The organism is Acidovorax sp. FG42 (assembly GCF_057809195.1).
This window is the reverse complement of the sequence record NZ_JBMDJM010000001.1, coordinates 254,455-273,864: the sequence shown is the minus strand read 5'-3', so window position 1 is coordinate 273,864 and position 19,410 is coordinate 254,455. Positions and strand designations below refer to the sequence as shown.

General features: G+C 67.2%; 19 protein-coding genes. 6 read left to right on the top strand and 13 right to left on the bottom strand.

Annotated elements, in window-relative coordinates; translation table 11 throughout:
• Position 1: 1 nt before the first annotated feature.
• Together ACODSM_RS01295 and ACODSM_RS01290 are read right to left on the bottom strand one after the other, a co-directional pair.
• A complete protein-coding gene (locus tag ACODSM_RS01295) occupies positions 2-1,261 on the bottom strand; it encodes a branched-chain amino acid ABC transporter substrate-binding protein (RefSeq protein ID WP_488804080.1) in 1,260 nt (419 codons plus the stop codon).
• A 73-nt stretch (positions 1,262-1,334) separates the two neighbouring features.
• Entirely contained in the window at positions 1,335-2,969 is a 1,635-nt protein-coding gene (locus ACODSM_RS01290; RefSeq protein WP_488804079.1) for a long-chain-fatty-acid--CoA ligase, read from the bottom strand.
• Between the two features lie 639 nt (positions 2,970-3,608).
• Here ACODSM_RS01290 and ACODSM_RS01285 point away from each other — a divergent pair.
• The gene (locus ACODSM_RS01285; protein ID WP_488804078.1) at positions 3,609-4,010 is read left to right on the top strand and encodes a hypothetical protein; all 402 of its coding nucleotides are present in this window, start codon (positions 3,609-3,611) and stop codon (positions 4,008-4,010) included.
• Between the two features lie 101 nt (positions 4,011-4,111).
• On the opposite strand, the gene ubiD is transcribed toward ACODSM_RS01285, so the two are convergent.
• The 7 genes from ubiD to ubiU form a co-directional block, all read right to left on the bottom strand.
• Positions 4,112-5,599 (bottom strand): 4-hydroxy-3-polyprenylbenzoate decarboxylase, encoded by a 1,488-nt coding sequence (gene ubiD, locus ACODSM_RS01280; protein ID WP_488804077.1) that lies wholly within the window; start codon positions 5,597-5,599, stop codon positions 4,112-4,114.
• Between the two features lie 66 nt (positions 5,600-5,665).
• Positions 5,666-6,262 carry a UbiX family flavin prenyltransferase gene (locus ACODSM_RS01275; protein ID WP_488804076.1) on the bottom strand — a complete coding sequence of 199 codons (597 nt, stop codon included), beginning with the start codon at positions 6,260-6,262 and terminating at the stop codon, positions 5,666-5,668.
• On the bottom strand, positions 6,255-6,668 hold the full coding sequence (locus tag ACODSM_RS01270; protein WP_488804075.1) for a putative zinc-binding protein: 414 nt from the start codon (positions 6,666-6,668) through the stop codon (positions 6,255-6,257). The genes ACODSM_RS01275 and ACODSM_RS01270 overlap by 8 nt, the downstream gene beginning before the upstream one ends.
• A 2-nt stretch (positions 6,669-6,670) precedes the next feature.
• Positions 6,671-7,192 (bottom strand): ubiquinone anaerobic biosynthesis accessory factor UbiT, encoded by a 522-nt coding sequence (gene ubiT, locus ACODSM_RS01265; RefSeq protein ID WP_488804074.1) that lies wholly within the window; start codon positions 7,190-7,192, stop codon positions 6,671-6,673.
• A 24-nt stretch (positions 7,193-7,216) separates the two neighbouring features.
• Positions 7,217-7,837 (bottom strand): PAQR family membrane homeostasis protein TrhA, encoded by a 621-nt coding sequence (gene trhA, locus ACODSM_RS01260; RefSeq protein WP_056056758.1) that lies wholly within the window; start codon positions 7,835-7,837, stop codon positions 7,217-7,219.
• An 18-nt stretch (positions 7,838-7,855) separates the two neighbouring features.
• Positions 7,856-8,818 (bottom strand): U32 family peptidase, encoded by a 963-nt coding sequence (locus tag ACODSM_RS01255; protein WP_488804073.1) that lies wholly within the window; start codon positions 8,816-8,818, stop codon positions 7,856-7,858.
• Between the two features lie 37 nt (positions 8,819-8,855).
• Complete coding sequence (gene ubiU / locus ACODSM_RS01250) at positions 8,856-9,908, bottom strand: ubiquinone anaerobic biosynthesis protein UbiU (RefSeq protein WP_488804072.1); 1,053 nt, start codon at positions 9,906-9,908, stop codon at positions 8,856-8,858.
• A 230-nt stretch (positions 9,909-10,138) separates the two neighbouring features.
• Here ubiU and ACODSM_RS01245 point away from each other — a divergent pair, with 230 nt between their 5' ends.
• The gene (locus tag ACODSM_RS01245) at positions 10,139-11,323 is read left to right on the top strand and encodes an MFS transporter (RefSeq protein ID WP_488804071.1); all 1,185 of its coding nucleotides are present in this window, start codon (positions 10,139-10,141) and stop codon (positions 11,321-11,323) included.
• Here the strand turns inward: ACODSM_RS01245 and ACODSM_RS01240 are convergent.
• On the bottom strand, positions 11,309-12,235 hold the full coding sequence (locus ACODSM_RS01240) for a LysR family transcriptional regulator (protein WP_488804070.1): 927 nt from the start codon (positions 12,233-12,235) through the stop codon (positions 11,309-11,311). The two genes, ACODSM_RS01245 and ACODSM_RS01240, sit on opposite strands and share 15 nt — an antisense overlap.
• Positions 12,236-12,391: 156 nt before the next feature.
• Between ACODSM_RS01240 and ACODSM_RS01235 the strand changes: the two genes are divergently transcribed.
• The 4 genes from ACODSM_RS01235 (at position 12,392) to ACODSM_RS01220 (ending at position 15,441) form a co-directional block, all read left to right on the top strand.
• Positions 12,392-13,762 carry a M20/M25/M40 family metallo-hydrolase gene (locus ACODSM_RS01235; RefSeq protein WP_488804069.1) on the top strand — a complete coding sequence of 457 codons (1,371 nt, stop codon included), beginning with the start codon at positions 12,392-12,394 and terminating at the stop codon, positions 13,760-13,762.
• Positions 13,763-13,891: 129 nt separating this feature from the next.
• The gene (locus ACODSM_RS01230) at positions 13,892-14,374 is read left to right on the top strand and encodes a YidB family protein (protein WP_488804068.1); all 483 of its coding nucleotides are present in this window, start codon (positions 13,892-13,894) and stop codon (positions 14,372-14,374) included.
• Between the two features lie 216 nt (positions 14,375-14,590).
• Positions 14,591-15,025, top strand: coding sequence for a DUF2628 domain-containing protein (locus ACODSM_RS01225; RefSeq protein WP_422848217.1), 435 nt, complete (start codon positions 14,591-14,593; stop codon positions 15,023-15,025).
• Between the two features lie 74 nt (positions 15,026-15,099).
• Positions 15,100-15,441 carry a hypothetical protein gene (locus ACODSM_RS01220; RefSeq protein ID WP_488804067.1) on the top strand — a complete coding sequence of 114 codons (342 nt, stop codon included), beginning with the start codon at positions 15,100-15,102 and terminating at the stop codon, positions 15,439-15,441.
• A gap of 110 nt (positions 15,442-15,551) precedes the next feature.
• Here ACODSM_RS01220 and ACODSM_RS01215 read toward each other — a convergent pair whose 3' ends face one another.
• From ACODSM_RS01215 to ACODSM_RS01205, 3 genes are all read right to left on the bottom strand, one after another.
• Complete coding sequence (locus ACODSM_RS01215; RefSeq protein ID WP_488804066.1) at positions 15,552-16,430, bottom strand: alpha/beta hydrolase; 879 nt, start codon at positions 16,428-16,430, stop codon at positions 15,552-15,554.
• Between the two features lie 155 nt (positions 16,431-16,585).
• Positions 16,586-18,067, bottom strand: coding sequence for a M20 family metallopeptidase (locus ACODSM_RS01210; protein ID WP_488804065.1), 1,482 nt, complete (start codon positions 18,065-18,067; stop codon positions 16,586-16,588).
• A 70-nt stretch (positions 18,068-18,137) separates the two neighbouring features.
• Positions 18,138-19,364: a GGDEF domain-containing protein gene (locus tag ACODSM_RS01205; RefSeq protein WP_488804064.1), complete on the bottom strand. Its 1,227-nt coding sequence runs from the start codon at positions 19,362-19,364 to the stop codon at positions 18,138-18,140.
• Positions 19,365-19,410: the final 46 nt, after the last annotated feature.

Genomic DNA, 19,410 nt, shown 5'->3' with positions numbered 1-19,410 from the left:
CTCAGGACGGCCGCTTCATCTGGCACGACGTGGGCTGGGCGCTGATGTAGTTGTCCCACGCCACTTCAGAGCGGAAGCCGTAGCCGGTCTTCTCGGCGTCGTACTTCACGCCCTTGCTGCCCTGCTTGGCCCAGATGCCCAGGTACAGCGGCGCTTCAAGCTGGTGGTCGGTCTTGCGCATGCGCACCTCGCCCATGGGGCTCTTGTAGGTCATGTTTTCCAGCGCAAAGGCCACCTTCTTCGCATCGGTGGACTGGGCCTTGCGCATGGCCTCACGCAGCATGTGCACGCTGTTCCAGTGCGCGGCAAACACAAAGTCGTCGCCCGTCTTCTTCTTGTAGTCCACGTAGATCTTTTCCAGGTCGGGCGTGGGCGCGTTGTGCACCCAGTTCCAGATCACCCCGACCTTGCCTTCGCCCCAGGGCCCGATCTGCGCGGGTGTGCCGGGGTTGTTGGCGTTCAGCGTGAAGTAGTTGATGTTCAAGCCGTAGTCGCGCGAAGACTTGAACAGCAGCGTGAGGTCGCTGCCCCAGTTGGAGGTGATGACGGTGTCGGCCTTGGTGGCAGCAATCTTGGCCACGTATGAGGCAAAGTCGCGCGTCTGCGCGATGGGGATGAAGTCATCGCCCACGATCTCGATGTCGGGCCGCTTGCGGGCCAGGTATTCCTTGGCGGCCTTGGAGACCTGGCGGCCGTGGGTGTAGTCCTGGTTGATCAGGTACACGCGCTTTACGTCCTTGCGGCCCTGCAGATAGGTGGTCAGCGCCTCCATCTTCATCTCGCTCGACGGATAGAAGCGGAAGTGCCAGAAGCTGCAGCGGTCGTTGGTGAGCTGCGGGTCCATGGCGGCGTAGTTCAGGTACACGGTCGCGCGCTCGGGGTCTCGCTCGGCGAGCTTGTTGAGTGCATCGACCAGCGCCAGCGCCACGCCCGAGCCGCCGCCCTGGGTGATGTAGCGCACGCCCCGGTCGGTGGCGGCCTTGAGCGCGTTCAGGCTCTCCTGCGGCGTGCCCTTGTTGTCAAAGTCCATCACCTCGAACTTGGGCTCGTTGGGCCCGGCCTTGGCGTTGACCTGGGCCACCACCTCACGCAGCTGGTTCAGCGAGCTTTGGCCGGTGAGCGCAAACGGGCCAGACAGCAGGTCGATGAAGCCGATCTTCACCGTCTCGGCCGCCCCGGCGTGCGTCGCCATCACCAGCGCCGCGGCGCATGCGCCGACCTTCAACCAATGGCGGGGCCATTTCCTGGGAACCATGTTCATGTGTGTCTCCGTGGGGTGGGTGAGTGGGAACGAAAGGAAAGCCAAAACCGAAAACCGTCAGCGCGTGATGGCGTCATTCGCCGCCGAACACCGCGCCATGGCGCTGCCGCAGCTCGTTCTTCTGGACCTTGCCGGTGCCGCCCAGGGGCAGGCTGTCAACAAACAGCACGTCATCAGGCAGCCACCACTTGGCCACGCGCTGCGCCAGAAAGTCCAGGATCTGCGCCTTGTCCAGCGCCTGCCCGGGCTTGCGCACAATGAAGAGCAGCGGACGCTCGTCCCACTTGGGGTGCTTGACGCCGATGACCGCCGCCATGGCCACCGCCGGGTGCGCCACCGCAGCGTTCTCCAGGTCGATGGAGCTGATCCACTCGCCGCCCGACTTGATCACGTCCTTGGTGCGGTCGCGGATCTGCACCACGCCCTGCGGGTTGATGGTGGCAATGTCACCGGTAGGGAACCAGCCATCCACCAGCGCCGAACGCTCGGCCTTGTGGTAACGGTCCACGATCCACTGGCCGCGCACCATCAGCTCGCCCTGCGCCACGCCGTCGCGCGGCAGGCTGGCGCCGTTTTCATCCACCAGCTTGAGCTCGATGCCGAACACCGACTTGCCCTGCTTGGCGACCAACGCGTGGCGGTCCTCGGGCGGCAGCTCGGCATCGGCCGCGCCCAACACGCTCATGGTGGCGATGGCCGTGGTCTCGGTCATGCCCCAGCCGTGGCGCACCTCCACGTCGTACACATCGTTGAACTTGGCGATCAGCGCCTTGGGCATGGCCGAACCGCCCACGCCCGTGCGCCGCATGGTGGTAAAGCGCAGCCCGTGCTGCTCCACATGCTGGATCAGGCCCATCCAGATCGTAGGCACGCCCGCGCTGACGGTGACGCGCTCGGTCTCCATCAGCTCGTACAGGCTGGCGGCATCCAGGCGCGGGCCAGGCAGCACCAGCTTGGCGCCGCCGATCAGCGCCGCATAGGGCAGGCACCAGGCGTTGATATGGAACATGGGCACCACGGGCAGGATGGTCTCCCGCGCGCTGATGCTGAGCACGCCCGGCATGCAGGCCGACAGGGCGCTGAGCACCAGCGCCCGGTGCGAATACAGCACCCCCTTGGGGTTGCCGGTGGTACCCGACGTGTAGCACAGCGCCGCGCCGGACTTTTCATCGCACTGGGGCCAGGTGAAGCGGTCATTCTGGCGGGCCACCAGCGTCTCGTACGCCTCGACCCCGCTGACGCCTTGCAGGTCGATGGCGCCCAGCGTGTCGGCATCACACAGCGCCACCCAGTGCCGCACGCGGGGGCACGACGGCGCGATGGCGCGCACCAGGGGTGCAAACGTGGTGTCGAACAGCACCACCTCGTCATCGGCGTGGTTGACGATGTAGGCCAGCTGCTCGGGGTGCAGGCGCGGGTTGCAGGTGTGCATGACCATGCCGCTGCCCGACACGGCGTAGTACACCTCCAGGTGGCGGTGGTTGTTCCAGGCCAGCGAACCCACCACGCTGCCAGGGCGCAGGCCCAGCGTCTGCAGCGCGTTGGCCAGCTGCCGGGCGCGCTGGGCCATGTCGGCAAAGCGGTAGCGGTGCAGGCTGCCGTCGGTATCGCGCGAGACGACTGTCTGATCGCCGTACTGTTTCTCGCCATGTTCGAGGATGGCCGAGACCAGTAAAGGCCGGTCCATCATGCTGCCGGGCTGCTGCATTTCCGTTGTCTCCTTGGGATGTGCGCCTTGCTGCATCGCGGCATCCGTCGGTGCCGGTGCAGAGCCCTCTTTATTGGGGCGGGCACATCGTCGCAAACAACGTGGGGCGGGCTTGTCTTCTGGGTGACTCGCCCGGCCGACGCGTGAGGGGCATGCCCCGCTGGCAGGGCGGCACGAACGGCGAAGTGGTCGTGCGCTGCTGTTTGCTCATGGCGAACGTGAACCCCACGCGCTGCTGCGCCACTACGGCCCGCCGGACAGCGAAAAGAACATGCCCGCCATCCAGGAGCGAGGGCTGGTCGTGGGGAGTGAGCCTCGTGCCCGGCTAGCCAAATTGGCGGTCACCTATCGACCCGAAGCCCACTGTGACAATAGATCCCCAAAACAATCCATCGCGACCCGGGCTTGCCCGTATCCGCTGACATGCCGCTGGAATTGCGCACAGGCGTGATCGGTATAGTTTGCGTAGCTGGCGCTTGCTCGGCATCGCTGAATTTTTCTGAATACTCCGACAGCCAAGCACCCGCAAACTCAGGCTGCAAGCCACCTTCAGGAGAAATCAGTAGCCAGAACCCGCACGATCCCGTTCATTTCGCAGGTTCTACTGGATGCGCCACGTTAGGGCCAAAGGAGCATTCCGTGATCATTGATGTCACCTGTAAAACTGATCGCTTCAATCTGTCCGTCGTTGGAGCCAACTTCATCAATGACTGCTGCTTTGGCGAGGATTTTTCTGACTGGCTGATCTCTGCGCTTTTGAACGAGGGTGTAGACGCTGACGTCCTGTGCATGGAGGATTTTGGGTGGGCGAACATCGCTAGCTTTGAAGGCACTTCGTATCTCATCTGCGTGGCTGGCGCCACTGAAGGCGACGCAGATCGCCCTAACTTCGGTGAATGGCGGGTCATGCTTGAACGTCGGCGCACGCTCTTCCAAAAATTCCTGGGCAAGAATCAGATTTCCGTTTCAGATCCGCTTGTGAGAAAGGTCCAACATGTCTTGCAGACTGCGGGCTTTACCGATGTCGCTATTCAGCCCTAACACTGCAGCGAACTGAACTGCCTTCACACTGCGCCTTCCAACAGCCAGCGGCCTTGGAAGTTGAGCGCCCCCTTGTACCAATGAGGGCGTCACAAGGGACCTCACAACCCCAACCCCGCAAACAGCTCCTCCACCCGCTTCACCACCCCCTCCTCCATCCGCATCGGCCGCCCCCACTCCCGCTGCGTCTCCCCCGGCCATTTGTTCGTGGCGTCCATCCCCATCTTGCTGCCCAGGCCGCTGACGGGCGAGGCGAAGTCCAGATAGTCGATGGGGGTGTGCTCCACCAGCAGGGTGTCGCGCGCCGGGTCCATGCGGGTGGTGATGGCCCAGATCACGTCCTTCCAGTCGCGCACGTCCACATCGTCGTCCACCACCACGATGAACTTGGTGTACATGAACTGGCGCAGGTGGCTCCACACGCCCATCATCACGCGGCGCGCGTGGCCTGCGTAGGCCTTGCGGATGCTGACCACGGCCATGCGGTAACTGCAGCCTTCGGGTGGCAGGTAGAAGTCCACGATCTCGGGGAACTGCTTTTGCAGCAGGGGGATGACCAGCTCGTTCATCGCCAGGCCCAGCACGGCGGGCTCGTCGGGTGGCTTGCCGGTGTAGGTGCTGTGGTAGATCGCGTCCTTGCGCAGGGTCATGCGGTCCACGGTGAGCACGGGGAACTCGGCGCATTCGTTGTAGTAGCCCGTGTGGTCGCCGTAGGGGCCTTCCAGCGCGTGCTGCCAGCCGCTCGCGTGGTGGGCATCGGGCTGGATGTGGCCTTCGAGCACGATCTCGGCGGTGGCGGGCACTTGCAGGGGCACGCCCAGCGCGGGCGTGACTTCGGTGCGGGCTCCGCGCAGCAGGCCGGCGAACTGGTATTCGCTCAAAGAATCGGGCACGGGCGTGACGGCGCCCAGCAGCGTGGCGGGGTCGGCGCCCAGGGCCACGGCCACCGGGTAGGGCTGGCCGGGGTGCTGGGCGCAGTGGTCCGCAAAGTCCAGCGCGCCGCCGCGGTGCGCCAGCCAGCGCACGATGACCTGGTTGCGCGAGAGCACCTGCTGGCGGTAGATGCCCAGGTTCTGCCGCGCCTTGCGCGGGCCGCGCGTGATGGTGAGGCCCCAGGTGATGAGCGGGGCCACGTCGCCAGGCCAGCAGTGCTGCACAGGCAGGCGGGCCAGATCCACGTCCGGCCCTTCCCACACCTCCTGCTGACAGGGCGCACCCCGCGCCACGGTGTGGGGCGCCATGTTCCACAGCGTTTTGAGCAACTGGCCCATGCCCAGCATGTCCTTGAAGCCTTTGGGCGCCTCGGGCTCTTTCAGCGTGGCGAGCAGCTCGCCCAGAGCGCGCACTCCGTGCAAGTCGGCCACGCCCATGGCGCGGGCTACGCGGGCAGGGGTGCCGAACAGGTTGGTGAGCACCGGCATGCGATGGCCCGTGGGCTGCTCGAACAGCAGCGCCGGGCCACCTGCGCGCAGCACGCGGTCGCTGAGCGCGGTCATCTCCAGGTTGGGCGAGACGCTTTCGCCCACGCGGCGCAGGTCGCCCGTGGCTTCGAGCTGGGCCATGAAGTCGCGCAGGTCGCGGTAGGCCATGTCGGGTCCAGAATTTGAATGAAATTGGCCTCTGGCGCTTATCCAATAAGCGCGAGCAGCTATGAATCAAGGAGCATCCAACTCCAGTCCCTGCCAGCGCGGCGCCAGGTCGTGCGGCATGTCGATGAGGTCGAGCGCGCGCGCCACGCTGTAGTCCACCACTTCGCCCACAGTCTGCGGGCGCAGGTAGAAGGCGGGCAGCGGCGGGCAGATGATGCCGCCCATCTCGGTCACGGCCACCATGTTGCGCAGGTGCGTGAGGTGCAGGGGCGACTCGCGCACCATCAGCACCAGGCGGCGGCGCTCCTTGAGGGCGACGTCGGCCGCGCGCGTGAGCAGGTTGTCGGCCAGCCCATGTGCAATGGCGGCCAGCGTGCGCATGGAGCAGGGCGCGACCACCATGGCGTGGCACTGGAAAGAGCCGCTGGCAATGGCCGCGCCCACGTTGGCCACGTCGTGTACGCGGTGCGCCAGGGCCTCGACGGTGGGGCGGTCCATGTCGAGCTCATGCTGCAGGTTGCGCCAGCCTGCGTCAGAGACGACCAGGTGGGTCTCGATGCCGCTCTGGCCCTGCAACACCTGCAGCAGGCGCGCGCCATACACGGCCCCGCTGGCGCCCGAGATGGCCACGATGACGCGGCGGGGGTGGGCAGCATCAGCCATGCGAAGGCTCCACGGCGACGGGCCGGGCCAGGGGCTGCGCGCGCTGGTCGGCCTCCACCTGCTCCAGCACCAGCGCGGCCTGCACGGGGTCGAAGTCTTCGTGCACGCGCTTTTTCACACCGTATTGCTGCAGCTGGTAATGCCGGTCGGCCGCAATGCCGTGGCGCGCGAGGGTGCTTTTGACGCAAACCAGCGGACAGCCGTCGAGCGCGATGATGGGCCGGCCCGAGCGCACGGTCTTCATCAGGTGCGGCACATCGCCGCCCACACCGGCGATGCACGACATCTCGGCCACGCCGCGCCGGTCGAGCTGCAGTGCCACGTGGTTGGCCAGCTGCGCGGCGCTGGAGCAGCCCGAGCAGGAATAAACCAAGGGGTGGTTCTGGGGGTCGGTGTCGGTGTCCATGCTCATCCTCTGTGGCGTGGTGTGGGGTCCAGGCGGCGCCGCAGGTGGCCCAGCACCTCGAGCGGGGCCAACCTCTGCACCCACTGGCGCGGGTCCAGCACGGGCAGCTCGATGGCATCGAGCGCGTTCTTCACCACCAGGCCTAGCTCGGTGTCGCCCTCCATCGACAGGCGGCGGCTGAAGAACAGCGTGTCGGGGTCTTGCTGGCGCTGGGCGAGCAGCAAAAAGTCATGGACCGTGGCGCTCAGCGTGACATCGGCCACCTGCGGCGGCACCAGCGGAGCATGGGGGGCGAAGCGCTGGCCCGTCCAGGCAAAGTCAAAGGCCACGCGCGCATCGCGCACCTGCACCCGCATCTTCTTGTGCAGCAGCACCTGGCCCACGTCCGCAGGCAGGTGCCGCGCAAGCGCGAGGTTGAGCGCCGTCACCAGCAGCAGCGAGCCGGGGTAGGCGGGCAGGCGCGCCAGCACGGCACCCACGGGGGCGGGAACGACCAGGGGAAAGGAGAGAGGAGAAGCCGCCATGGAACAGAAAGGTGAAAAGGGCCCTCAGGCCACGTAGAAAAACACGGTGAAGAAGTGGCAGACGCTGCCACCCAGCACAAACAGGTGCCACAGCCCGTGGCCGTGGCGCACGCGGTGGTCCAGCGCATAGAAGACGATGCCCAGCGTGTAGCAGGCTCCGCCCGCCAGCAGCCAGGCAAACCCGGCCGGCGTGAGCGCTTGCCACAGCGGCACCACGGCCACCAGCGCCAGCCAGCCCATGAGCACGTAGATGACCAGCGACAGCACACGCGCGCCGCGCGCCCACCAGATCTCCTGCGCAATGCCCAGCAGGGCGAGCCCCCACACCACGCCCAGCAGCGACCAGCCCCAGGCACCGCGCAGCGACACCAGCGCAAACGGCGTGTAGCTGCCCGCGATCAGCAGGTAGATGCTGCAGTGGTCCAGCTTTTGCAGCACGGCCTTGATGGTGCGCCGGCGCACGCTGTGGTACGCGGTAGAGGCGGCGTACAGCGCCACCAGCATGGCGCCGTAGATGCTGAACGCCACCACCTTCCACGGGTCACCCAGGCGCGCAGCCAGCGTGATGAGCACAGCCGTGCCTGCTGTGGCGAGCAGGGCGCCCACCAGGTGGCTGATGCTGTTGAAACGTTCTCCGGGGTACATGGTGTATCTGCCTGATGGTTACGGGTGCATGGAGGGCTGAGCGGCTGTACCGCCCGCCGCGCCTTGCATCCCTTGCTCCAGCCCTGGGCGCCCGAACCAGTAGCCGTTGCAGGGCAGATCGGGCATGAAGGGCTGCATGCGCTCCACAAAGTCGGGGGCGTTTTCTGCGGTGGCCTCGGCCACTGCGGCGCGGCGGGCTTCATCAAACGCGGCCACCACCTGCGGCATGTGCTGCGCCTGCGGGCTCAGGCGCACCACGTCCACGCCCTGGGCCTGCATCGCCGCCAGTTCGTTGGCCAGGTTGTAGACGCGGGCCGATTGCGTTTGTGTGCCGTTGAGCACCAGAAAGCCCTCGCTCTCGCGCGTACGCAGCGACAGGCCGTCGGCATGCTGCAGGCAGCTGAACTGGCAGTCGTCCTTTGGCAGGTTGCGGTGGCGGGCCGTGAAGCAGCGCGCCGAATAGGCCAGCGGCATGCGGCCGTAGGCAAACACCTCGGTCTCGATGCCGGCGGGCCGCTGCGCCAGCACGGCAGAGAGCGCGTCCTGCGACATCTCCAGCGGCATCACCCAGCGCGTGGCGCCGAGCTGCGCCATCCATTGCAGCGAGTGCGCGTTGTACAGGTTCAGGTGCGGCCCGGCCACAAAGCCCTGCGGCCCGGCGGGCGCACGCGAGAGGCAGCCCACGGCCCCCATGTCATTGGCCTCGACCAGGAACTCGCCGTTGCCCGTGATCTTGCGCATCACCCCCACGTCGGCGCTGGACTCGATGAGCACCTGGCTGGACAACACCGCCTGCTTGCCCGCGTCCCGCAGCATCCGCGCCAGCGCCAGCCAGTCGGCCAGGCGCAGCTCGTGGCGGCGCGAGCACACCGTCTCGCCCAGGTACACCACGTCCACGGGCGTGGCGGCCATGGCCTCGTAGAACGCGAACACGGTGTCGCGGGGCCAGTAGTACAGCAGCGGGCCGAGAGCAAGTTTCATGGGGCGATTTCTGGGAGGTTGTCGTTGTGGAGAAGCACTACTTCCACGGGCGGTGGTAGGCACCCAGCGTGTGCTGCTGGCCTTCTGCCACCTGGTCCAGGCTGGCCATCCAGCGTGTCTTGGGCGCGTAGCGGTGGGGATAGGCCAGGCACTGGTCCAGGGCCTCGCGCCAGACCTGGGTGACCTGCGCCACATAGGCCGGGCTGCGCTGGCGGCCTTCGATCTTGATGGCGCGCACGCCCATCTTCAGCAGCTGGGGCAGCAGCTCCAGCGTGTTGAGGCTGGTGGGCTCTTCGATGGCGTAGTAGTTCTCGTCGTCTCCCACGTCAAAGCGGCCCTTACACAGCGTGGGGTAGCCCGCGTTCTCGCCGGGCGCATAGCGGTCGATGAGCACGCCGTTCAGGCGCGACTCGCGGCCCTGCGGCGTCTCCACCCAGCGCACGGCCTTCGGGGGTGAACACACGCCGTGCGTGTTGGGCGATTCGCCGGTCACGTACGACGACAGCGCGCAGCGCCCCTCGACCATCACGCACAGACTGCCAAAGCCAAACACCTCGATCTCGACCGGCGTGCGGTCGATGACCTGGCGCACCTGCTCCATCGACAGCACGCGTGGCAGCACGGCACGCACGATGCCGAACTGCTCGCGGTAGAAGTTGATGGCCTCGTAGTTGGTGGCCGAGCCCTGCACCGACAGGTGCAGCCGCAGCCGGGGGTGGTGCTGCACCGCGTATTGCATGAGGCCGGGGTCGGCCAGGATGACCGCGTCCACGCCCAGGTCCACCGCCTTGTCCAGCGCGCTGCGCCAGGGCCCGGGGTTGGCGGCCTGCGGATAGGTGTTGAGTGCCATGAAGACCTTGCAGCCGCGCGCATGGGCATGGTCAATGCCTTGGGCAATGGCCGCCTCGTCAAAGTTGAGGCCCGCAAAATTGCGCGCATTGGTGGCGTCGCGCAAGCCCAGGTAGACGCAGTTGGCGCCATGGTCCACGGCGGCCTTGAGGGCAGGCAGGCTGCCTGCGGGGCAAACCAGTTCCATGGCAGGGCCTGCTGCCTCGGGCAAGGCAGCGGCCGTCGATTTCAAGGAGTCCATCACAAGCATTCAAACGCTGGCCCCGGTGGGGAGCCACAGCACAGGGCGCCACCATACGGGGCGCACCCTGCGCATCCGCTGATCTTCATCAACGGCAGTGCACAATGCTGGAGCAAAGCAGTCGGGCTTTGATGTGTCGTGGCCTTCCTGGCGCACCACACTGCCCACCGGCCTTGACTTGCATCCAGCCCCCACCCAACGCACCTCTGCCCGCCCCTAGCGCTCCTGCCGTGAACAAGAACCTGTGGCTCCTGGCCCTGTGCCAAGGCCTTTTCCTCACCAACAACGTTGTCTTCATCGCCATCAACGGCCTGGTGGGCCTGCAGCTAGCGCCCTTTGGCTGGATGGCCACCTTGCCGGTGATGGGCTATGTGGTGGGCGGCGCGCTGTCCACGCCGCTGGTGGCGCAGAGCCAGGCGCGCTGGGGGCGCAAGGTGTCGTTCCAGATCGGGCTGGCCGTGGCCGTGGCATCGGCCGCGCTGTGTGCCTGGGCGGCGTTCAGCGCCAGCTTCTGGCTGCTGTGCACGGCCACGGTGGTGGCGGGCTACTACAGCGCCAATGGCGGGCTGTACCGCTTTGCGGCGGCCGAACTGGCCAAGCCGGACTACCGCGAGAAGGCCGTGTCGCTGGTGCTGGCCGGTGGCCTGCTGGGTGCGGTGGCGGGCCCCAACCTGGCCAGCGCCACGCGCACGCTATTTCCGGTGCCGTTTGCTGGCGCCTACATCGCGCTGATCGGCGTGGCGCTGTTGTCCATGCTGTGCATGGCGGCGATCCGGTTCGAGGCGCAGCCCGTGGTGCTCAATGCGGCGGGGCAGCGCGAGCAGGGCCGCCCGCTCAAGGTGCTGATGCGCCAGCCTGCGTTCATTGTGGCCATTGTGGGCGCCGCGCTGGGCTATGGCGTGATGAACCTGCTGATGGCCGCCACGCCGCTGGCCATGCAGGTGTGCGGCTTTGACTTTGATGCCTCGGCACTGGTGCTGGAGTGGCATGTGATCGGCATGTTCGCGCCCGGCTTTGTCACCGGCCACCTCATCAAGCGCTTTGGCGTGCTGCCCATCATGGGCACGGGTGTGCTGCTCAACCTGGCGTGTGTGGCGGTGGCGCTGATGGGCGTGGAGCTGCACCACTTCGGCATTGCGCTGTTCTTCCTGGGTGTGGGCTGGAACTTCCTGTTCACCGGCTCCACCACGCTGGCCATGACGGCCTACCGGCCGGAGGAGAAGGACCGTGCCCAGGCGGCCATCAACTTCTGCGTGTACGCCACGCTGGCGCTGAGCGCGTTCTCGTCGGGCGTGCTGGTCACCACACAGGGCTGGACGCTGCTGAACGCCGGCTCGCTGGTGCCGATTGTCGTGACGGGGCTGGCGCTGGCCTGGCTGGGCCTGCAACGCCAGCGTGTTTCAAGCGGTGCCTGAAGCGCGTTCGGCAGCAGCGCCATCGGCCTGCGCCGTGGTGCGCAGCCACTGTGCAAAGGCCGCCACCGCAGGGTCTTCCAGACGCCCCGGCGCCACAAACAGGCTGTAGCCGCGCGCACCGCTGTCGTGGTGCGGGTGGGCCAACACCAGCTCGCCCGATTGCAGTTCGCGCTCCACAAAATAACGCGGCACCAGGCCCACACCCAGGTCAACGCGCACCGCCTCCACCAGCATGGAGAACAGATCAAAACGGTGGCCACCCAGGGTGTGGGCCGGCACGCGCGTGATGCCTGCACGGCCCAGCCAGTCGTCCCACGCACCCAGGCGGGAGCTGAGCTGCAGCAGCGGCACGGCGCGGAAGTCGCCGCGCTCTGTGGCGCGCCGGTGGCGCGACTGCGGCGCACACACCGCTACGCAGACTTCGGGCATCAGGGGCGCGGGCACCACGCCGGGCCAGGCCGCGTCGTCGTACTGCACGGCCACGTCGAACGGAATCTCCGCCATGTAGATCTGCGTGGGGTACACCTGCAAGTGCAGGCTGCAGCCCTTGTGCGCGGCCAAAAAGGCGGGCAGCCGGGGCAGCAGCCAGCGCTCGGCAAACACGGGCACGCAGCCCACCAGCAGGCGCGCGCCATCGGGCCGCTGGGCCATGGCTTCGAGGGTGTGGTTCTGCAGGCGCAACAGGTCGCCCACGATCTGCGCGTGGTAGCGGCGGCCCACGTCGGTGAGGGTGGAGCCCCGCGCGCCGCGCTGCACCAGCTGCAGGCCCAGCTGGCCCTCCAGCAGGCGCAGCTGCTGGCTCACGGCGCTGTGGGTGAGGCAGAGTTCTTCGGCCGCCTTGCTCACGCCGTGGTGGCGAGCCACGGCGTCAAAAACAAGCAGGGCGCGGGTGCTGGGGATGTGTTTGCGCATGTAAGAAAAACTGTCGGCTGGGCAGATTAAAGCAGAGCCCAGGGGCGGGGTTCGGTCCAACAATTGCATGGCCATCCAGCCCTTCCGGGGTGCCTGCTGCAGCGCTGGACGGGCCGCGCTCCCGCTTTTCATTCTGTTTGTGTTTCGCTGATCACCATGACCCTTCCTCTTCGCACCTTCCGTGCCACGGCCCTTGCGGGTGCCATGGCCCTTGCCACCGCCGCCTGGCTGCCCGGCGCCGCCCACGCGCAGTTCGGCGCCGTGGCGCCCACGCCCACGGTGCTGCGCCCCGCCGTCGACAAGGCCTATGGCCAGCTGATGGCCGCACCCCAGATCCTGCAGCTGCTCGACGCCGTGAAGGCCGACCACGACCGCGCCACCGAAGACCTGCGCATGCTCACCGAGATCGAGGCGCCGCCGTTCAAGGAACAAAAGCGTGCCGAAGCCTTCCTGGCCCGGCTCCAGGCCCTGGGCCTGACCAATGCCGCCATTGACGCCGAAGGCAATGTGGTGGGGGTGCGCAAGGGCACGGGCAACGGGCCCAAGCTGGTCATCTCGGCCCACCTGGACACCGTGTTCCCCTCCGGCACCGACGTGAAGGTGAAGGAGCGCGACGGCAAGCTGTATGCGCCCGGCATCTCCGACAACACGCGCGGCCTGGCCGTGCTGCTGTCGTGGCTCAAGGTGCTGAACGACCAGAAGATCGCCACCGTGGGCGACTTGGTGTTCGTGGGCAATGTGGGCGAGGAAGAGCTGGGCAACCTGCGCGGCATGAAGCACCTGTTCAAGGAACACCTGGACATTGACGGCATGGTGGCGCTGGAGCCCGCGCCTGATGGCACGGTGCTGGTGCTGGGCACAGGCAGCCACCGCCACGAGGTGACCTTCAAGGGCCCGGGCGGTCACAGCTACGCCGCGTTTGGCGAGGTGCCCAGCGCCATCCACGGCATGGGCCGCGCCATTGCCAAGATCGCGGAGATCCGCACGCCCAAGAGCCCCAAGACCACCTTCACCGTGGGCACTGTGGGCGGCGGCACGTCCGTCAACACCATCGCACCCGATGCGCGCATGGCGGTGGACATCCGCTCCGACGAAATGGCCCCGCTGCTGGCCACCGAAAAGCAGGTGCTGGCCGCCGTGGACAGCGCCGTGACCGAAGAGAACGCACGCTGGGGCGTGAACACGCTGAGCGCATCGACCAAGCTCATCGGCGACCGGCCCGGTGGCCGCACCGCCGCCGACACACTGATCGTCGAGGCCGCCGTGCGCGCCAACACGGCCTTTGGTCGCAAGACGGTGCTGGCCGGTGCCAGCACCGATGCCAACGTGCCCATGGCGCTGGGCATCCCCGCCATCGTGATCGGGGGCGGCGGCAAGACAGGAGGGTTCCACGCGCTGTCTGAATGGATCGACCTGACGGAGGCATGGAAGGGCGCGCAGACCTCGCTGGTCACGGTGCTGGGGCTGGTGGGCGTGCAGGGCGTGAGTGCGCCGCTGCTGGAAAAGCGCCCACCCCGCACCAAGTAGTCGCACGGCACCACAGCGGCGCCCCCCGTTCACGATTGTTGACACGAAGGCGCCGCCGAGGTGCGTACCATGGGTGGTTCCGTCCGGGCTGGCGCACTGCCACCCTTCATTCCTCTGCAGGAGAACACCATGGGTTTGCTCGATTCCGTTCTGGGTGCCGTCATCAACAATGCGTCGCAAGGCGGCAGTGGCGCCGCTGCGGCGGGTGGGGCCGGTGGCGGCCTGGGAGGGCTGATCAGCCTGGCTGCACAAAACCCGCAGCTGGTGCAGGCCGTCATGTCCCTCCTCAGCAACGACGGCCCGGTGGGCGGCCTGCCGGGGCTGATGGCCAAGTTCCAGCAAGCCGGGCTGGGCAACGTGATTGCGTCGTGGCTGAGCGCCGGGCCTAATCAGGCGATCTCGGGCGAGCAGCTGTCGCAGGTGCTGGGCAGCGGCCCCCTGTCGCAGGTGGCTGCTCAACTGGGTGTGGCCCCCGGTGCAGCCGCCGGGCAGCTGGCCCAGGTGTTGCCGGGCCTGGTCGACCACCTGAGCCCCCAGGGCCAGGCGCCCCATGGCGGCTTTGGCAATGCCAGCGACCTGCTGGGGATGCTGGGTGGATTGCTTCAAAAATGATAGCTGCCAGCGCTTGATTTGAGAGCGCCATCGGCCATTTTCATCACCACCCTGCGCTCTCGGTGGGGCCAGTGCGTTACCGCTGCAAAAAACTCAGAGGACTGCTCACAAAGATTCCCACGGGTGTGCCCCTAGCATCGCGGGCGCCGTGCAAGGCGGGCCCATCGGCAAGCACTGCGGCGCACACAACAGCACACGACCGAGGGAATCTTGAGCATGAACGAAGGCACTCCATTTGCAACGCCCCAAGCGGCATCCGCCGCAGCCAGTGGCACCCCCACGGCGGTGCCCACCGACTTGCCCAAAGTCTGGCAAAAACGATTTGCGCTGATAGAGCGGGCGGGGGGACTCAAGCTCACCAAGCTCAAGGAACTGAGCTTCTTTGAGCGCATGGCATGCACCTTCAACCTGCTGGCGGGCCTGTTCGGCCCGTTCTATTACATCGCCAAGGGCATGTGGAAAAAGGGGCTGGCGTACTGGGGGCTGGGCATTGCGGGCATCCTGGTGCTGGAAACGCTGGTGACGGTGGCGGGCTTTGGGCACCTGCTGAGCCGGATGCACTACACCGGCGCATGGGTCGCCCTGTTTGCCATGATGGCGAACCGCGACTACTACAAGAAGGTCATGCTGGGCGACAACGGCTGGCTGTGACACCCGGCCCCCAACCCTCAACCCCCAGCCGCGCCGCACAACACTGCATTCGCTGGGCCTGGGGGGCTGCCCTGGTGACGTTTGCACTCACCGCAGCCAACACGACCGGTGCCGCACTGGGTTCCAACGGGGTGACGTTCACCCCGTGGATGTGGCTGGACGTAGGTATCTGCGGGGTGCTGGCGTGGGGCATCTACCGCCGCAGCCGCATCGCCGCCGTGCTCATGTTCGTGTACTTCACCGCCGCCAAGGTGCTGTGGGTGTGGAATGACCTGGAGATGCGTGACGAACCCGGCTGGAGTGATTTTCTGGACAGCCTGGACACCTGTACCAGCGGCAGCCTGCTGATGGCCGCGGTGCTGGTGGTGGTGTACGCACTGGGCGTCTACGGCACGGTGGCCCACCACAGGCGGTAGCGCCGGTCTGCACCACCGGCGCTATTTCCGCCAGTTCAAAAATGATAGCTACTGACGCATGATGCACTAGCGCTTGAAGGCCTTTTATCCAAAAAACGGCCCGTACGCCCCTAGGCCGCCACGGGACAGCGCCGCACCAGCCACTGCCGCAGCAGGTCGAACACCGGCTTCGCCAGCTCGGGGGTTTCGTTGAACAGCTCGTGGAACAGGGGCTCGAAGCAGTGCGAATGCACTACGGCCTTGGGTGCGGCGGCCGCAAACGCACGGCTGCCTGCGGGGTTGACCAGCTTGTCGCTGCCCGCCCACATCAGCAGCGTGGGCACACTCCAGTGCGCAGCGCGGGCCACGGTGGCGGGGCCGCCGTCGGCAATGAAGCGGGCCAGGCGCGCGCTGATGCGGTCGTGGCACAGCGGATCGGCCAGGTAGGCCGCCACCACGGCGCTGTCATGCGAAAGGTACTGCGCGTCCAGCCCATTGCCCACGCGCAGGTTGGGCGCGATGCGCGGCAGCGTGGCCAGCAGCAGCTTTTGCACGGCGCCCAGGCCGGCATCGAGTGCGGGGGAGGACAGCACCAGCGCATCCACCGGCCGCAGGTGCAGGGACACAAACCGCGAGGCCACCAAGCCGCCCATGCTGTGGCCCAGTAGCACCAGGGGCTGGCCCGCAGGCATGCGGGCGCGGGTGGCGTCCACCAGGTCCGCCAGATCGTCCAGCAGGCGCATGTCCGACGTGAGCCCGCCGCGCGGCCCGGCCGATTCGCCATGGCCGTATTGGTCATAGCCCCGCACCGCAAACCCCCAGTCGTTGAGGCGGCGGGCCAGCGCGTCATAGCGGCCCACATGCTCGCCCAGGCCGTGCACCAGCAACACCGTCCCCCGGCAGGGCTCGCCCTGCGGCAAGGGCCAGTCCTGCACGGCCAGGTTCTCGCCATCGCTGGCGGTGAAGGTGGTCAGGGTGGAGGGCGCAAGTTCTTCGTCGTTGAGGGTCATGGTGAAAGGGCTGGCACGGACTAGGGAACAGAACGCGGATCAGGCGGGGCGCAATACCGGGGATGCCGAGCAAGGGCCGCCCCGCAGTGAGGGCATCGTCCCCCTTCCCGAAGTCGCGCAGCGATTTCGAGAGAAGGGGGAAGGCGCGCAGCGACTCAGGGGGTTGTACCCGAGCTTTGGGCCATGGCCGCCATCACATGTGCCACGGAGGCAGTGAGGCGCTTGGCATAAGGCACGTGCAGAAACTCGTTGGGACCGTGCGCGTTGCTCTTGGGGCCCAACACGCCACAGACCATCATCTGCGCGGTGGGAAAGCCTTCGCTCAGCATGTTCATGAGCGGGATGGTGCCGCCCTGGCCGATGTAGCCGCAGGGCGCGCCAAAATGCGCCTGCGAGGCTTCGTTGAGCGCCTGCTCAAACCAGGGCGTGGTGGCCGGTGCGTTCCAGCCCGTGGCGCCGCCGCCGCTCTGGAAGGTGACCTTGGCCTGGTAGGGCGCGTTGTCTTCCAGCAGCGCCTTCAGGTCCTGCACGGCCTGGGCGGCGTCCACCAGCGGGGGCAGGCGCAGGCTGAGCTTGAAGGCGGTGTAGGGGCGCAGCACATTGCCCGCGTCCTGCAGCGCCGGGAAGCCCTCGGCACCGGTGACGCTGAGCGTGGGCTCCCAGGTGCGCTTGAGCAGGGCCTGCACCGGGTCGGTGGTGGTGGGCAGGGCGAACACGGTGGAGCCGCCGCAGTCGTAGTGCGCCCAGGGGAAGCGCTTGTACACCTCTTCGCCCAGGATGGCCGCCGTGGCGCGCGCCTGGGCCAGCCGGTCGGCGGGCACTTCGCAGTGGAAACTGGCGGGCAGCAGGCGGCCGGTGGCGCTGTCTTCCAGCCGGTCCAGCACCTGCCGCATGATGCGGAACGACGAGGGCACCAGGCCCGAGGCATCGCCGGAGTGGATGCCTTCGGTGAGGATCTCGACCTTGAGCGTGCCGCTGGCCATGCCGCGCAGGCTGGTGGTGAGCCACAGCTGGTCGTAGTTGCCGGCGCCAGAGTCCAGGCACACGACCAGCGCCACGTTGCCCATGCGGGGCTTCAGCGCATCGATGTAAGGCAGCAGGTCGCGCGAGCCGCTTTCTTCGCAGGTTTCAATCAGGCCCACGATGCGCGGGTGCGGCACGTTCTGGCGCTTCAACTCTTGCACGGCAGCGATGCTGGCGTAGACCGCGTAGCCGTCATCGGCGCCGCCCCGGCCATAGAGCTTGCCGTCTTCGTACTTGGGCGTCCAGGGGCCCAGGTCGCTGCGCCAGCCAGAGAACTCGGGTTGCTTGTCCAGGTGGCCGTACATGAGCACGGTGTCGGTGGCATTGGGCTGGGTGGCGGCGATCTCGAAGAACAGCACCGGGGTGCGGCCTTCCAGGCGCACGATTTCGAGCGTCAGGCCCTCGACCTTTTGCGACTCCACCCAGGCGGCGGCGTTGCGCACCACGGTGTCGAGCAGGCCCAGCTCGGCCCAGTCGGCAGCGAACGTGGGGGACTTGGCAGGGATGGCGATGTAGTCGGTGAGCTGGCGAACAATGTCACTGTCCCAGGCCTGGCTGACACGCTGCAGGGCAAGCTCAGGCTGAAGGACTTGGGAGGGCACTCGGGCGTTCATGGTGGGGCTCCTGAAGGCAGAAGGTGATCAATCCGCCATTCCAACACAACCCCCCGCCGGGCGCCATCGATCAATACAGAGACTCGGGCAGGGTCTCGGGATTGGCCTGGGCCGCCAGCTGGGCGCTGGGGCGGCGCAGGCCCGTGGCCACCTCGACGCGGTTGCGGCCGTTGTTCTTGGCCTGGTACAGCGCGCGGTCGGCAGCGGCGATCAGCATGTCCCAGCTGTCGCCCGACTCCAGCCGCCCGCCAAACACGCCAATGCTCACCGTGACGGCAATGCCGGGGCCGGGCACGCCATCGGCTGGGCAGCGGGACTCCTCGACCGCCTTGCACAGCTCGCGCGCCAGCTGCTCGGCGCCCGTGAGGCCGGTGTCGGGCAGCAGCACCATGAACTCTTCGCCCCCGTAGCGGCCCACCAGGTCCTGCGCACGCACGCGCTGGCGCAGCACGTTGACCACGCTGCACAGCACGCGGTCCCCCGCCGGGTGGCCGTACTGGTCGTTCACGTCCTTGAAGTGGTCGATGTCCACCATCATCAGGGCCATGGGCTCGCGCATGCGCTGGGCGCGGGCCACGTCGCGGTCCAGCGCGGCGATCAGCGAGCGGCGGTTGGCCACGCCGGTGAGCGGGTCCAGCGCGGCCAGCACGCGGTTGTTTTCGTCGGCCCGGTCGCGCGACATGAACACAAAACCCACCGAGCTGACGAGTACCACCGAGAAGGTGGCCAGAAAAGTCAGCGTCTGCAGCGCACTGCTTTGCAGGATGTTGGTGGCCTCGGAATGGGTGCTGATGGCCACCAGCGCACGCCCCCCCAGCACCACGGCCTCCAGCGACAGACCCGCCACCAGCAGCCACTGCCCACGCCCCACGGTGGCGTGCCGGTGCGACAGCGCCGCCAGCAGCGCCCACACGGCCTGCAGCCCGATGACCAGGCCCACAAAACTCACCCGCGCCGGAAAGTTGTCGATGAACACCGAGACAAAGACCAGCACCAGCAGCGGCGGTGCCAGCAGCAGGGCCCAGCGCACGGGCCGCCCCTGGAACTGGTAGACCGCCGCAATCAGGCCCACGAAAACGCTGGACAGCATCAGGTTGCCGACCACGATGGACAACACATCAGGGATCAGGCCGCGCAGCATGATCAGCAGGTGGCCGATGGCATTGACCAGCAGGGCCGCCGCCCAGCGGCCCAGGCCGTCGCGCCGCCGGCCCCAGCCCACCACGGCCATGGAGGCCGCCATCATGAGAGAGCTGGCAATGATCATTGCCAGCATGGTGGGGACGTGGGCGGCCATGGATGCAGGTGGGCGGGGGAGTGACAGGAATCAGGCCAGCATAAAC

Coding starts and splice junctions, on each gene's coding strand:
- ACODSM_RS01295 (WP_488804080.1), bottom strand. CDS start 1,261: ATGAACATGGTTCCCAGGAAATGGCCCCGCCATTGGTTGAAGGTCGGC.
- ACODSM_RS01290 (WP_488804079.1), bottom strand. CDS start 2,969: ATGCAGCAGCCCGGCAGCATGATGGACCGGCCTTTACTGGTCTCGGCC.
- ubiD (WP_488804077.1), bottom strand. CDS start 5,599: ATGGCCTACCGCGACCTGCGCGACTTCATGGCCCAGCTCGAAGCCACG.
- ACODSM_RS01275 (WP_488804076.1), bottom strand. CDS start 6,262: ATGGCTGATGCTGCCCACCCCCGCCGCGTCATCGTGGCCATCTCGGGC.
- ACODSM_RS01270 (WP_488804075.1), bottom strand. CDS start 6,668: ATGGACACCGACACCGACCCCCAGAACCACCCCTTGGTTTATTCCTGC.
- ubiT (WP_488804074.1), bottom strand. CDS start 7,192: ATGGCGGCTTCTCCTCTCTCCTTTCCCCTGGTCGTTCCCGCCCCCGTG.
- trhA (WP_056056758.1), bottom strand. CDS start 7,837: ATGTACCCCGGAGAACGTTTCAACAGCATCAGCCACCTGGTGGGCGCC.
- ACODSM_RS01255 (WP_488804073.1), bottom strand. CDS start 8,818: ATGAAACTTGCTCTCGGCCCGCTGCTGTACTACTGGCCCCGCGACACC.
- ubiU (WP_488804072.1), bottom strand. CDS start 9,908: ATGGACTCCTTGAAATCGACGGCCGCTGCCTTGCCCGAGGCAGCAGGC.
- ACODSM_RS01240 (WP_488804070.1), bottom strand. CDS start 12,235: ATGCGCAAACACATCCCCAGCACCCGCGCCCTGCTTGTTTTTGACGCC.
- ACODSM_RS01235 (WP_488804069.1), top strand. CDS start 12,392: ATGACCCTTCCTCTTCGCACCTTCCGTGCCACGGCCCTTGCGGGTGCC.
- ACODSM_RS01230 (WP_488804068.1), top strand. CDS start 13,892: ATGGGTTTGCTCGATTCCGTTCTGGGTGCCGTCATCAACAATGCGTCG.
- ACODSM_RS01225 (WP_422848217.1), top strand. CDS start 14,591: ATGAACGAAGGCACTCCATTTGCAACGCCCCAAGCGGCATCCGCCGCA.
- ACODSM_RS01215 (WP_488804066.1), bottom strand. CDS start 16,430: ATGACCCTCAACGACGAAGAACTTGCGCCCTCCACCCTGACCACCTTC.
- ACODSM_RS01210 (WP_488804065.1), bottom strand. CDS start 18,067: ATGAACGCCCGAGTGCCCTCCCAAGTCCTTCAGCCTGAGCTTGCCCTG.
- ACODSM_RS01205 (WP_488804064.1), bottom strand. CDS start 19,364: ATGGCCGCCCACGTCCCCACCATGCTGGCAATGATCATTGCCAGCTCT.